The following is a 13,276-nucleotide window of genomic DNA, read 5'->3' as shown; positions in this document are numbered from 1 at the left end:
ACCTCAGCCGTGGAGCACAACGATGCCCGTTCCCCACGGCGCGCGACGCACCGCGACGACGCGCGTCACCCTGCTCACCGAAGGCACCTACCCGCACAGTCACGGCGGTGTCAGCGTCTGGTGCGACCAGCTCGTCCAGGGCATGCCGGACCTGTCCTTCGACGTCGTCGCCGTCACCGGCACCGGACGCGAGCCGGTCGTATGGGACCTGCCCGCACACGTCACGAGCGTGCGGTCCGTGCCCATGTGGGGCGCCCCGCCCGAGGGCCGCCCGCCCCGCGGCCGGGCCCGCAACCGGCTCGCCGCCGCCTACGAGCGGTTCGTCGCGGCCCTGCTCGACCCACGCGCCGAGGACGGCTTCGCGCCCGCCCTGTACGCGCTGGCCGGTGCGGCCCGGGACGGCGCCCTGAGTGCCTTCCTGCGCGGGGACCGGGCCATCGGCATCCTGACGGCGCTGTGGAACCGACCCGGTCTCGCCGTCCGCGAGGCGCGGCCGACCCTGCACGACGCGCTGACCGCCACCGCCCTGCTGGAGCACGCCCTGCGCCCGCTGGCCGCGCAGCCGCCCGACAGCGGGGTCGCGCACGCGGTCAGCGGCGGCGTCGCCGTCCTGCCGGGACTCGCCGCCCTCCAGGACCACGGGGTGCCCCTGCTGCTGACCGAGCACGGCGTCTACCTGCGCGAGCGCTACCTCGGCTACCGCACCGCGCCCTACCGCTGGCCGGTGAAGGCCGTGATCCTCGGGTTCTTCCGGCTGCTCGCGCGGGAGAGCTACCGCCGGGCGGCCCTGATCACCCCGGGCAACCGCTACAACCGGCTCTGGGAGGAGGAGGGCGGCGCCGACCCGGAGTCGATCCGCACGGTCTACAACGGCGTCGATCCCGCCGCCTTCCCGGCGGCCGGGCCCGAACCGGACACGCCCACGCTCAGCTGGGCGGGCCGCGTCGACCCCATCAAGGACCTGGAGACCCTCATCCGCGCCTTCGCCCTCGTCCGGGCCCGGATCCCGCAGGCGCGGCTGCGGCTGTTCGGCGGGACACCGCGCGGCGGAGAGGCCTACCGGGAGCGCTGTGAGGCCCTGGCCGCCGAACTCGGGCACGCGGACGCCGTCACCTTCGAGGGGCGCGTCGACGACATCAAGGACGCCTACGCCGCCGGCAGCGTCGTGATGCTCTCCAGCATCAGCGAGGGCTTCCCGTTCACGCTGATCGAGGCGATGTCCTGCGGACGGGCGACCGTCTCCACCGACGTGGGCGGGGTGCGCGAGGCCGTCGGCGACACCGGGCTCGTGGTGCCTCCGCGCGATCCGCGGGCGATGGCCGCGGCCGCCCTGGAACTGCTGGACGACCCCGGGCGGCGCCGGGCGATGGGCGAGGCGGCCCGGCTGCGGGTCATCGAGCAGTTCACGCTCCGGCAGACCGTCGACACCTTCCGCTCGGTCTACCGGGAACTGGCCGGACCGCAGCGGGAGCCTGCGGTCGCGCCCCCGCGGGTCACGGTGGCCGCCCCGGCCGCCGACGGCGCCGGAAGCCTCGCGCTGTGAGCGGGCCGATGTCCCTCGAACCCGCAGGCTCCGAACAGGACACGCTGGCCATCCGCCTGGCCGGCACCCGCCCGCCGCGCCGCCGCCCGCGCTGGGCCCTCGACGAGGCCACACTCGCCATCCGGCTCCCCCGGCGCGGCCCCGACGAGGAGGCCGTCAGCGAACTGGCCGCCGAACTCGCCGACCGCATCGGCCCCGCCGTCCACCCCTACGAGGTGGCCGCCCTGCTGGAGGCGGAGGGCCTGTCCGCCTCCGTGATCCACCAGCGGTACGGACACCCGAACCTGTTCTCTCTCGCCTCCGCGCTGTACGAACGCGTGCCGCGCACGTTCCCCGAACCCGCTCCGGCGGCCGACCCGTGGCGCCCCGACACCGTGCGCTGCCTGCTGCGCGGGGTGCTGTTCGCCCTGCCGGGGCTCGCCTACCTGCTCCTCGCGCCGCTGGGGGACGCCACCGGGTACGCCCCCGCGTTGATCGTGGCCGGACTCGTCTCCTGGGCGTGGGGGCAGGCGCTCGGCCACCGCGCCCACCTGCAACTGGCGACCGGACGCCGGGAGGCGGGCCGGACGCTCCTGGCGGGCGCGCCCGCGGGGGCGGCTCTGGCCACGGCGGTCGCCGCGCTCACCGGCGGCGGAGCGGTGACGCCGGCCGCGGCCGCGCAGTCCGTGTACCTGGCGGCCGCCGGCGTCCTGCTGGTGCTGGGCCGGGAGCGGCTGCTGCTGGCCGCGCTCAGCCCGCTCGCGGGGGCCGCCGTGCTGCCGTGGTGGGAGCCCGGCCCCGCGCTGCGGATCACTCTGCCCCTGCTGGCGCTGGCCGCCACGCTCACCGTCACCGGCCGGGTCCTGCGCGGCGCCCTCGCCGTCCCGGCCGTGGCCGGCGCGACCCGGCCGCGCCTGCTGGGGTCCCTGCCGTACGGCCTGTTCGGGCTGGCCGCCGGGGTGCTGGTGCTGCTGGAGGGGCGCGAGGAGCCGTACGCGGTGATGGTGCTGACCCTCAGCATGGGGCCGGCGGAGTGGCTGCTGTACCGCTACCGCGGGCTGTCGGTCGCCGCGCTGCGCGCCACCGCCACACCGGCCGGCTTCCTGCTGCGCTCGGCCGGCGTCCTCGGCCTGTGTCTGCTGGCCTATCTCGCCCCGCTGCTGCCCGCGGCCCTGCTCACGGGCGCCGACCCGGCCGCCCTGCTGCCGCTCGCGGCCGTGCTGTGGACCGCGCTGCTGCTCCAGGCGTTCGGGGCGGCGTGGCCGTCGGCCCTGATCTGCCTGACGGCGGCCGGCGGGGCCGGAGCCGTCGTCCTGTTCCGGCTGCCGCCGGGCACCGCCCCGGCCCTGCCGCTCGTCTGCGGCGCCGCCGCCCTGTGTCTGACGGCGTGCGCGCTGCGGCTGCTCGGCCGGCCCGCCCCGCACGCCTGACCCCGCACCCACCGACCGCCCGACCTCATGGAAGGACACCGCAGTTGACCTCCGCACCGCTCGCCGCCGTCACCGGAGCCGAGGGCTTCATCGGCTCGCATCTCACCGAGGCCCTGGTCGCCTCCGGGCACCGCGTGCGCGCCATGGCCCAGTACAACTCCTTCTCGTCCTACGGCTGGCTGGAGACCCTGCACCCGGACGTGCTGGACCAGGTGGAGATCGTCCTGGGCGACGTCCGGGACCCCGGCTCCGTCCGTGGTCTCCTCGAAGGCGCCGGCACCGCCTACCACCTGGCGGCCCTCATCGCGATCCCGTACTCCTACCAGGCCCCGCACAGCTACGTGGACACCAACGTCACCGGCACCCTCAACGTGCTGGAGGCGGTGCGCGCCCTCGGCACGCCCCGGCTGGTGCACACCTCGACCAGCGAGACGTACGGCACCGCCCGGACCGTGCCCATCACCGAGGACCACCCGATCAACACGCAGTCCCCGTACGCCGCTTCGAAGGCGGGCGGGGACCGGCTGGCCGACAGCTACCACGCCAGCTTCGACACCCCGGTCGTCACGCTGCGGCCCTTCAACACCTTCGGGCCGCGTCAGTCGATGCGGGCGGTCATCCCCACCGTCATCGGGCAGGTCGCGGCGGGGGAACGCACCATCACCCTCGGGGACCTGCGACCCACCCGGGACTTCACCTTCGTCAAGGACACCGCCCAGGCCTTCCTCGCCGTCGGCACCGCGCCCGCCGAACGGGTCGTGGGCCGCACCTTCAACGCCGGTACGGGCGGGGAGATCTCGGTCGGCGACCTGGTCGCGCTGATCGGCAAGGTGATGGACACGCCGCTGGACGTGCGCGAGGACGAGGCGCGCATCCGCCCCGCCAACTCGGAGGTCATGCGCCTCGTGGCCGACGCGAGCCGGCTCGCCGCCGCCACCGGCTGGCGGCCCGCGCACTCCCTGGAGGAGGGCCTCGCCCAGACCGTGGCGTTCTTCCGCGAGCCGGCCAACCTCGCCCGCTACAAGACCGGCATCTACAACATCTGACCCCGGCGGACCCCGTCACGAAGGAGGAGCCCCATGCACGCAGTGATCCTCGCGGGAGGCAAGGGCGTCCGGCTGCGGCCGTACACCACGGCGCTGCCGAAGCCGCTCGTCCCCATCGGCGACCAGCACGCGATCCTGGAGATCGTGCTGCGCCAGCTCTCCGCGGCCGGCTTCACCAGCTGCACCCTCGCGATCGGCCACCTGGGCGAGATCATCCGCGCCTATGTGGGCGACGGCTCCCAGTGGGGCCTGGCCGTCGACTACGCCACCGAGGAGAGCCCGCTGGGCACCATGGGCCCGCTGCTGGCCCTGCGCGACCGGCTGCCCGAGACGTTCCTGGTGATGAACGGCGACGTCCTGACCGACCTCGACTACGCCGACGTCCTGCGGCGGCACCGGGACTCCGGCGCGCCGCTGACCATCGCCACGTACGCCCGCAAGGTGCACATCGACTTCGGGGTGCTGACCACCGACGCCAGCAGGGTCGTGGCGTTCACCGAGAAGCCGAGCATGGACTACCGCGTCTCGATGGGTGTCTACGGCCTGTCCCGCGCCACGCTGGAGGGTTACACGCCCGGACTGCCGCTGGGATTCGACGAGTTGGTGCTGGACCTGCTGAGAGCGCGGAACCAGCCGCACGCCTACGAGTTCGACGGCTACTGGCTGGACATCGGCCGCCCGGACGACTACGACCAGGCGAACGCCGAGTTCACCACCCGCAAGTCGCTGCTGCTCAAGGGAGCCTGAGCACACCATGCGCATCCTCGTCCTGGGCCACACCGGCTATCTCGGGGCTCATGTCGCCGGACGGCTGCGCGCCCTGCCGGGCGCGCTGGTGCTCGGCGGCGGCCGGTCGCCGGACGCCGACCTCGACGTCGACCTCGCCGGTGTCCGCCCGGAGCAGCTGGCGAAGGCCCTCGCGGCGGCCGCGCCCGACACCGTGATCAACTGCGCGGGCGCCACCGGGGGTGACGCCGTCACCCTCGCCGAGGTCAACGCCCGCGGCCCCGCCGTCCTGTGCGCCGCGCTGCGCGAGGCGGCGCCGTCGGCCCGCCTGGTGCATCTGGGGTCGGCCGCCGAGTACGGTCCCGGTGTCCCGGGCGTCCCGGTGACGGAGTCGGCGCCCACCCGCCCGGTCGGCCCGTACGGTGCGACCAAGCTCGCGGGCACGGTCGCGGTGACCTCGTCCGGCCTGGACGCGGTGGTGCTGCGGGTGGGCAATCCGGTGGGCGCCGGAGCGCCGTCCACCGGTCTGCCCGGGCGGATCGCCGTGCTGCTGCGTGAGGCCGGCCAGGACCCGGAGGCGGTGCTGCGGCTCGGCGACCTGTCCGCCCACCGGGACTTCGTCGACGCGCGTGACGTGGCGCGGGCGGCGGTCCTCGCGGCGACGGCCCCCGGCCCGCTGCCGCCGGTCCTCAACATCGGCGGGGGCCGGGCCGTCCCGGTGCGCGACCTGGTGCGGGAGCTGTGCGAACGGGCCGGGTTCCGCGGCCGGATCGAGGAGAACACCGGGGGTTCGGTCCGTTCGGCGCCGGTGTCCTGGCAGTGTTCCGACATCACCGCCGCCGAGGAGGCGCTGGGCTGGCGCCCGGCTCGCACGCTCGACGACGCGCTGGGCGCACTGTGGGAAGGCGGGCGCACACCGTGAGCCTGCTGATTCCGCTGTACGTCCATCCGGCCGAGGACCCGGGCGCCTGGCACCGGCTGATCACCGCCGCGGCCCGCACCTACGGTGTGGTCCTCAACCCGGCGAGCGGCCCGGGCGAGGCGCCCGATCCGGCGTTCACCGCCGCCGCCGGTGCGCTGCGGGCGGCGGGGGCGCGGCTGCTGGGGTACGTCGACACCGACTACGGGGTCCGCGACCCGGCGGGCATCGCGGAGGACGTGCGCCGTCACCGGGAGTGGTACGCCGCCGACGGCTGCTTCCTCGACCGGGTGACGGCGACCGCGGACGGGCTCGCGGCCTGCCGGCGGCTGGTGCGGACGGTGCGCCGGCTGGGCGCCGGGACGGTCGTCCTCAACCCCGGGGTGCATCCGGCGCCGGGGTACGCCAGGCTGGCCGACCTGACCGTCACCTTCGAGGGTCACTGGTCGACGTACGTCTCCGCCTTCAGCCGCCCCGCGTGGACGGCGCGCCACCCGCCCGGGCGGCTGTGCCACCTCGTCTACGGCGTGCCCGGCGCGCTCGTTCCCCTGGCCGTGCGCACCGCGCACGAGCGCGGTGCGGCGGTGTGCGGCCCGGTCACGGGCGAACCGCCCAATCCCTGGGCGCGGTTGACACCGGCCCTCACCGGGGCGGAGCGGTGATCAGGAGTCTTCTGCGCCGCGTGGTCTGGCTGACCGTGCCGGCGGCCGTGGCGCTGACGAGCTGTTCGGGCGGCGGCCCCGGCCCGGCCGGGCCGCGCTGGACGCCCCGTCCGGGTCTCGCCTGGCAGTGGCAACTCGACGGCAGGGTCGACCCCTCGGCCGACGTGCCGGTCTACGACATCGACGGCTTCGAGAACTCCGCGGCGGACGTGGCCCGGCTGCACCGCGCGGGCCGGAAGGTCATCTGCTACGTCAACGTGGGCGCGTGGGAGGACTTCCGGCCGGACCGGGACGCCTTCCCGCGCTCGGTGCTCGGCGAGCCCAACGGGTGGAAGGGCGAACGGTGGCTGGACATTCGCCGGCTGGACGTGCTGCGGCCGATCATGGAGCGCCGCTTCGACATGTGCCGCGACAAGGGCTTCGACGCGGTGGAGCCGGATCTGGTGGAGGGATACGGCAACGACACCGGCTTCCCGCTCACCGCACGCGACCAGCTCGCGTACAACCGCACGATCGCGGCGATCGCCCACGAGCGGGGGCTCTCGGTCGGCCTGAAGAACGACCTTCCCCAGATCCCCCAGCTGGTGTCCCACTTCGACTTCGCGGTCAACGAGGAGTGCGCCCAGTACGACGAGTGCGACGCGCTGTCCCCGTTCATCGAGGCGGGCAAGGCGGTCTTCCACGTGGAGTACGCGGAGCCGCGGAGCGGTTTCTGCGCCGACTCCCGCCGGCTGGGTCTGTCGTCGATGCGGAAGAAGCCGGAACTCGGGGTGTGGCGAAGCCCGTGCTGAGGCGGTGACGGTCGCCTCCCCGTGCCGGAGACTGGTGTGATGGAGCATCAGTTCGTCGGCATACCGGAGTTGACCGCCGTTCCGCGTGTCGCGGTCGTCATCGACGTGATGCGCGCCTTCACCGTGGCGGCCTGGGCCTTCTCGCGTGGCGCCGAGCGCATCGTCCTGGCCTCGACGGTGGAGGAGGCACTCGCCCTGAAGGAGAGCGGTCCGGGCCGGCTGGCGCTGAAGGACGGGGCTCCGGCTGCGGGCTTCGACGCGGTCAACTCGCCCGCCCTGCTCCGGTCACGTGACTTCACGGGGCGCACGCTGGTGCAGAAGACGACGGCGGGGACCGTCGGCGCGCTGGCCGTCGCCGGGGCGCCGCTCGCCCTGTGCGCGAGTTTCGTGGTGGCCGGGCCGACCGCGCGGTTGCTCCGGGCGCGGGGGTGCGGGCCGGTGACGTTCGTCGTCACCGGCGAGGACGGCCGGGCGGAAGAGGACCTGGCCTGCGCCGAGTACATCGGCCACCTCGTGGCCGGGACCGACGTCGAGGCGGCCCCCTACGTCCATCGCGCGCGGACGTCCCGGGCGGCGGCGGAGCTCGCCGGCGCCCTGCGCGCGGGGAGCCACCCGGACGACGTCGCTCTCTGCCTGGAGACCGACAGGTTCCCGTTCGCGATGACGATCGGCCGGGAGGGCCCGCTGACGGTGGTCCGTCCGGTCACGGTGCCCGGCTCGGCCCCGGCCGGCGGGTAGGGAGGGGGATCGGGAGGCCCGCCCGCCGGCGGGACGCGTGTGCGGTCACCGGCACTGCCGCGGTTCGCGCAGGCACGGCAGGTGGCCCTTGCCGCGGATGGCGTTCTGGCTCGTCGACTCGTCGAGGTAGGCCAGGAAACCGGCGGCGAGGGAACCGGCGGGAGCGGGGCCGTAGGTGTAGGCGTACTCGATGTCCTTGTACGGGTAGTGGCCGGCGCCGAGGTCGATCCGTTCCTCGTGCGGCCAGTCGCCGTCCAGGGGCACCGGGCGCACCTTCCCGCCCCGCGCCCTGGCGAGTCCGACCTCGCTGTAGCCGATGGCGCCGGGCTGTTCGGCGACCTTGTCCAGCACGGCCCGGGTGGAGCCGAGTTCGCAGCGCGTGACGGTGTCAGCGGCGGCCCGGGCGGGCGGTACGCAGTCCAGGGACGTGCTCGGCGCCCGCTCCCAGCCCTTGAGCACCCGGTCCTGGAAGATCTGCCGCGTCCCCGACTCGTCCCCGCGGCTGACCAGGACGATCGGCAGGCCCGCGAGTTCCTTCCGGCCGGGGACGACCTCGCCCCAGCTCTGGTACTCGCCCGCGTAGATGTCCCGTACCTGCTGGGGGGTCAGCCCGCGCGGACCGAGGTCGACACCCCGGTGGACGACGAGGGTGAAGAACGACAGCGCGACCTCGCTGCCCGTGAGGTTCCAGCGCTCGCCCATCGGCCCGTCCGAGAAGGCGATCACGGACCGGGCGGCGCCCGGCGAACGCTCCCCCAGCTCCGCGAGCCCGGACACGCCGTCCTCGCTGCCCCGCGCCTCGACGGAGATGTCGGCGCCGGCGCACTTGTTCTCGTACTGGTCGGCGATCGTCCGGACGACGGGCTCGAAGGCGGTCGAGCCCGTCAGGGTCAGCTCGCCCTGCTCGCACCCGATCGGGTTGCCGTCCCGCAGCACGATGATCCCGGCGAGGGCGAGCACGGCGAGGGCCAGGGCGCCGCTGAGCAGCCGGGCGGGGAGGCTGAACGTGCGCTGCTTCTCGTCCGGCTTGGGCGCGCTGTTGCGGTGGACCCGGCCGTCCCTGAGGCCGCCGATCAGCTTGACCTCGCCCTCGGCCGGACCGCCGGAGAGCAGCACCAGCAGCTTGAAGTGGTCGCCCGGGTTGAGCGGGACGCGTGGGATGGTCACCGTGCCGCCGACGTGCTCGAAGCCGTTGGCGCTCGTGAAGTGACTGTTCAGGTGCTCGATGCCGGACGGCTGGGTGACCGCGACGGCCTGGACCGTGCGGCCGGTGAACTCGGCGGTCAGGCCGTGCACTTCGGAGGAGGTGTAGTCGTTGTCGGCGACGCTCTGCGAACCGTCGTTCTCGATGCGCAGCAGGACGAGCGACGCGTCGGCCATGTTGGGCACGTCGAAGTCACCGAGGCGGGGGTTGGACGACCCGTCGCCTATGGGGCTGTCCATCTGCACGCGGTAGCCGATCAGCTTGCGGCGTGGCACCCGGCGGTCGTAGAGGAACATCGCGACGGGCACGAGGAGACCGAGGACGGACGTGCCGACGGCGATGACGTTCTCGGTGTTCAGCCACTCCACTGGTGGTCCCCCGCCACTCCCAGAGCTCCGATGGTGGGGTCACCGTATGTGTGTCCGAACAGCCCGTCACGGCAGTGACGCCAGTGTTCGCTTGACGTTCAACTTCACCGGCGGGCTGGCCGGTGCGGGCCGCCGCGAGGACGGCGCCGTGCTCGCGCCGCGGGCGGTCGCGGCGTTCGAGGCGCCGGCGCGTCAGCCCGTCTCCTCGCCGGGCCGGCGAGGTTCCGGCGCCGCCGCCGTGTGAGCGCGGCGGAAGCTGCCCGGGGCGGTGCCGAACTCGCGCTTGCAGGCGTTGGCGAAGGCGGACTCGGAGCCGTAGCCCACCGGCCGGGCGACTGCGGCGAGCGGCGCCGCGGTCTCCCGGAGGAGCCGTGCCGCGGTGCTGAGGCGCCACCAGGTGAGGTAGGCCGCCGGCGCGCGGCCGACGTACGTCCGGAAGCGGGCCGCGAACGCCGTGCTCTCTGGGACGCCCCCGGCTGCCAGCCCCTCAAGGCGCTGCGGCGCAGGCACTCCACGGTGAAGGTGGTCGTGGCCCGGCCCCGCTGATCGGCGGTACCGGGTGGGAGGGGCCGCTGCCGGGGTAGACGAGGCAGCATGCCTGAAGTGATCCAAGCGGGCGGCTGGGGCGCCGTGGCCGGTTCCGCCCTGCTGCTGGGAGCGGTGCTCGGCTACCGGCTGCGCGTCCCGCAGAAGGTCATCGCACTGGTGATGGCCTTCGGCGCGGGCGTGCTGCTCTCGGCCGTCTCCTTCGAACTGGTCGGTGAGGCCTACGAGGAGGGAGGGCTGGCCCCGGCTGCCCTCGGAACGCTGGGCGGGGCCCTGGCCTACACGGCCGGCAACCTGTGGCTGGCCCGCCGCGGCGCCCGGCACCGCAAGCGTTCCGGCCACCACCCCGGGCAGGCGCAGCCCTCCGAGGCGGAGAACAAGGGCTCGGGGCTGGCCCTGGCGCTGGGCGCGTTGCTCGACGGCGTCCCCGAGTCCGCGGTCATCGGGGTGGGTCTGCTGCACGGAGGTTCCGTCAGCGCGGTCACCGTGACCGCGGTGTTCATCAGCAACATCCCCGAAGGGCTGTCCAGTGCGGCCGGGATGAAGAGGGCCGGACGCGGCAAGGGCTACGTCTTCGGCGTGTGGGGGGTGATCGCCGGGGCCGCCGCGCTCTCCGCCGTCCTCGGGTACGCCGTGGTCGGGGGCTTCTCCACGGCCGTGGTGGCGGCGGTGACCGCCGTGGCGGCGGGCGCGATCCTGGCCATGGTCGCCGACACGATGATCCCCGAGGCGTTCGAGGAAGCCCACCTGGCGATCGGGCTGGCCACCGTCAGCGGCTTCCTGGTCTCGTTCGCCCTGTCCCACGCGTGAGCCTTCACCTTCAGTCATTGCAATGCACAGCGCGCCCGCGTCATTGCGTTACCGATGCTCCCATTGCAACGAATCACCCGCCTCCACCTGCCCCTCTAGCCCAGAAACGCAATAATTGCTTTGCGGGATCCCTGAATGCAACGTAGCGTTTCGCAATGTAGAAACGAGGCCGCCAGGGGGGACATCATGGAGACAGCGCAGGCCGGGCACCAGGCGCCGCCCGGTACCCTCACGGCCTTCGCCCGCTTCGTGCTGTGCGGCGGCGGGGTGGGACTCGCCGCCGGCGTCGCCGTGGCCGCCCTCGCGTCCTGGATGCCCTGGATGCTGGCCAACGCCCTGGTCACCACCGTCTCCACGCTCCTCGCCACCGAGTTGCACGCCCGCTTCACCTTCGGTGCGGGCGGGCACGCGACCTGGCCTCAGCATGTGCAGTCGGCCGGGTCGGCGGCGGCCGCCTACGCGGTGACCTGCGCGGCGATGCTGGCCCTGCACCGACTGACCGCGGCGCCCGGCGCGCTGCTCGAACAGGCCGTCTACCTGTCCGCCTCGGGCGCCGCGGGAGTCGCCCGGTTCGCCGTCCTGCGCCTGGTCGTCTTCGCCCGGCGGCAGGCGCGGAGCGCGGCAGGCGGCCGCGCCGCCGTCCCGTGCTCGCCGGTGGCCCGCGGCAGGACGTCGGCCGTCCCGGCGCCGGCCGCGACGGCTCCGGTCGGGACGGCTCCGGTCGGCCCCGCCGCGCTCTGCCGCATCGCCTGAGCGGCGGGGCGGCGGCGTGCGGCTCGTCGCTCAGTGCGCCCGGCGCAGCCCCGCGACGAGGAACGCGACCATCCGGCGGGCGTCGTAGCGGGTGTCGCTGTCGGCCCCGATGCACAAGTTGCCGATGCCGCGCATGAGTGGGTAGGCGTCGAGGCCGGGGTGGATCTCGCCGGAGGCGGCCGCGGCGTCGAGGAGCCGGGCGCACACCGGCAGCAGACGGTCGAGGAAGTAGGCGTGCAGGGTCTCGAAGCCGGCACTGTCCCCCTGCATCGCGGCGGCCAGACCGTGCTTGGTGACCAGGAAGTCGACGAAGAGGCCGACCCATCGCTCCAGGGCGGCGTACGGTGTCGGACCGGCCGCGAGCAGGGCCGGACCGGCTTCGGCGCAGGCGTCGACCTGGTGGCGGTAGACGGCGATGACGAGGTCCGCCCGGGTGGGGAAGTGACGGTAGATCGTGCCCGTTCCGACACCGGCCTCGGCCGCGATGTCGCGCACCGGCGCCTCGACGCCCGAGACGGCGAAGACCGCCGCGGCCGCCTCCAGCAGTGTCCGCTGGTTGCGCCGGGCGTCCTTGCGCTTCGGCTTCGCCGGGCTCACCGCGCGCCCCTCGCTCTCGTCCACGACGGCTCCTTCCTCGCTCCTTGAAAAACGGAACGACGTTCCGTATCGTAAGTGGAACAACGTTCCGCTTCTCTCATCATGACAGAGCCGGACGCGGTTCGCCCATGCCGCCGCGGCGGCACTCCCGGACGCCCCGACGAGCGTCCGTCGCCACCCCTTCCGAGAGCAGGCACTCCCATGCCCGAATCCCGCCTCACGCACCCCCGCACGGCACCCGACGCGCCCGGCGCGCCCGCGACGGTGCTGTCCGCGAAACCCGTCGTCCTGCCCGCGCCCGGCCGCGGCGAGGACCTCCGGGTCCGCGTCTCCGCTCCCGCCACCGGTGACGGCCTGCCCGTCATCGTCTTCTCGCACGGCTTCGGCTCGTCGCTGGACGGCTACGGGCCGCTGGCGGACTTCTGGGCCGCCCACGGCTTCGTCGTCGTGCAGCCCACCCACCTCGACTCCCGCACGCTCGGTCTCGCGCCCGACGATCCCCGCACGCCGCGCATCTGGCGCTTCCGCATGGAAGACCTCACACGCGCGCTGGACGGACTCGACACGCTGGAGGCCTCCGTGCCGGGTCTCGCCGGACGCGTCGACCGCGACCGTGTCGCCGTGGCGGGGCACTCCTGGGGAGCGCAGTCGGCCAGCGCGCTGCTGGGCGCGCGCGTCCTCGACTCCGCCGGCGTCCCGGGCGAGGATCTGTCCGACCCGCGCGTGCGGGCCGGTGTGCTGTTCGCCCTGACCGGCCTGGGCGACAGCCTGACGCCCTTCGCCGCCGAGCACTTCCCCTTCATGAGGCCGGACTTCGCCACCATGGCCGCACCGGCCCTGATCGTCGCCGGGGACAGCGACCAGTCCCGGCTGTCCACGCGCGGACCCGACTGGTTCACCGACCCCTACACCCACAGCCCGGGCCCCAAGAGCCTGCTGACCCTGTTCGGGGCCGAGCATTCACTCGGCGGGATCTCCGGCTACGAGGCCGCCGAGACGACCGACGAGAGTCCCGCACGTGTCGCTCTCCTCCAGCGGCTCACCACGGCCTACCTGCGCGCCGCCCTCGGCCTGGAGGACACCGGCTGGAAGGCGGCGGCCACGGCCCTGGAGGAGGACCCCGAGCCGCTGGGGAAGCTGCGGAGCAAGTAGGCGGCACCCGGG

General features: G+C 74.3%; 14 protein-coding genes. 11 read left to right on the top strand and 3 right to left on the bottom strand.

The window, feature by feature from the left end; translation table 11 throughout:
* Positions 1-22 precede the first annotated feature (22 nt).
* Genes pelF through ACF07N_RS25240 form a run of 8 tightly spaced genes read left to right on the top strand, consistent with a single transcriptional unit; the run spans position 23 to position 7,834 of the window.
* On the top strand, positions 23-1,543 hold the full coding sequence (gene pelF / locus ACF07N_RS25275; protein WP_392116896.1) for a GT4 family glycosyltransferase PelF: 1,521 nt from the start codon (positions 23-25) through the stop codon (positions 1,541-1,543).
* Positions 1,540-2,952, top strand: a complete 1,413-nt coding sequence (locus tag ACF07N_RS25270; protein ID WP_392116893.1) for a hypothetical protein — start codon at positions 1,540-1,542, stop codon at positions 2,950-2,952. Before pelF ends, ACF07N_RS25270 begins: the two co-directional genes overlap by 4 nt.
* Positions 2,953-2,996: 44 nt before the next feature.
* Complete coding sequence (locus ACF07N_RS25265) at positions 2,997-3,998, top strand: GDP-mannose 4,6-dehydratase (protein WP_392116890.1); 1,002 nt, start codon at positions 2,997-2,999, stop codon at positions 3,996-3,998.
* A gap of 33 nt (positions 3,999-4,031) precedes the next feature.
* The gene (locus tag ACF07N_RS25260) at positions 4,032-4,745 is read left to right on the top strand and encodes an NDP-sugar synthase (RefSeq protein ID WP_383334787.1); all 714 of its coding nucleotides are present in this window, start codon (positions 4,032-4,034) and stop codon (positions 4,743-4,745) included.
* Positions 4,746-4,752: 7 nt separating this feature from the next.
* Complete coding sequence (locus ACF07N_RS25255; RefSeq protein WP_392116887.1) at positions 4,753-5,646, top strand: NAD-dependent epimerase/dehydratase family protein; 894 nt, start codon at positions 4,753-4,755, stop codon at positions 5,644-5,646.
* Positions 5,643-6,305: a spherulation-specific family 4 protein gene (locus ACF07N_RS25250; protein ID WP_383334783.1), complete on the top strand. Its 663-nt coding sequence runs from the start codon at positions 5,643-5,645 to the stop codon at positions 6,303-6,305. Before ACF07N_RS25255 ends, ACF07N_RS25250 begins: the two co-directional genes overlap by 4 nt.
* Complete coding sequence (locus ACF07N_RS25245) at positions 6,302-7,096, top strand: endo alpha-1,4 polygalactosaminidase (protein WP_392116884.1); 795 nt, start codon at positions 6,302-6,304, stop codon at positions 7,094-7,096. The genes ACF07N_RS25250 and ACF07N_RS25245 overlap by 4 nt, the downstream gene beginning before the upstream one ends.
* 39 nt (positions 7,097-7,135) lie before the next feature.
* A complete protein-coding gene (locus tag ACF07N_RS25240) occupies positions 7,136-7,834 on the top strand; it encodes a 2-phosphosulfolactate phosphatase (protein ID WP_392116881.1) in 699 nt (232 codons plus the stop codon).
* A 45-nt stretch (positions 7,835-7,879) separates the two neighbouring features.
* On the opposite strand, the gene ACF07N_RS25235 is transcribed toward ACF07N_RS25240, so the two are convergent.
* Positions 7,880-9,406, bottom strand: a complete 1,527-nt coding sequence (locus ACF07N_RS25235; protein WP_392116878.1) for a substrate-binding domain-containing protein — start codon at positions 9,404-9,406, stop codon at positions 7,880-7,882.
* Between the two features lie 192 nt (positions 9,407-9,598).
* Positions 9,599-9,916: a helix-turn-helix transcriptional regulator gene (locus ACF07N_RS25230; RefSeq protein WP_392116875.1), complete on the bottom strand. Its 318-nt coding sequence runs from the start codon at positions 9,914-9,916 to the stop codon at positions 9,599-9,601.
* 84 nt (positions 9,917-10,000) lie between these two features.
* On the opposite strand from ACF07N_RS25230, the gene ACF07N_RS25225 reads away from it, so the two are divergent.
* The gene (locus ACF07N_RS25225; RefSeq protein WP_392116872.1) at positions 10,001-10,762 is read left to right on the top strand and encodes a ZIP family metal transporter; all 762 of its coding nucleotides are present in this window, start codon (positions 10,001-10,003) and stop codon (positions 10,760-10,762) included.
* A gap of 186 nt (positions 10,763-10,948) precedes the next feature.
* Positions 10,949-11,515 carry a hypothetical protein gene (locus ACF07N_RS25220; protein WP_392116869.1) on the top strand — a complete coding sequence of 189 codons (567 nt, stop codon included), beginning with the start codon at positions 10,949-10,951 and terminating at the stop codon, positions 11,513-11,515.
* Positions 11,516-11,545: 30 nt separating this feature from the next.
* Here the strand turns inward: ACF07N_RS25220 and ACF07N_RS25215 are convergent, their stop codons facing one another.
* Positions 11,546-12,136 carry a TetR/AcrR family transcriptional regulator gene (locus tag ACF07N_RS25215; RefSeq protein WP_383587286.1) on the bottom strand — a complete coding sequence of 197 codons (591 nt, stop codon included), beginning with the start codon at positions 12,134-12,136 and terminating at the stop codon, positions 11,546-11,548.
* 177 nt (positions 12,137-12,313) lie between these two features.
* Here ACF07N_RS25215 and ACF07N_RS25210 point away from each other — a divergent pair, with 177 nt between their 5' ends.
* Positions 12,314-13,264, top strand: a complete 951-nt coding sequence (locus ACF07N_RS25210; protein WP_392116865.1) for an alpha/beta hydrolase family protein — start codon at positions 12,314-12,316, stop codon at positions 13,262-13,264.
* Positions 13,265-13,276: the final 12 nt, after the last annotated feature.

Origin of the sequence: Streptomyces sp. NPDC015242, from assembly GCF_043079125.1 — a bacterium.
Classification (GTDB): Bacteria; Actinomycetota; Actinomycetes; order Streptomycetales; family Streptomycetaceae; genus Streptomyces.
Note: the sequence above shows the minus strand (reverse complement) of the source record. Positions and strands in the feature narration are given on the sequence as shown.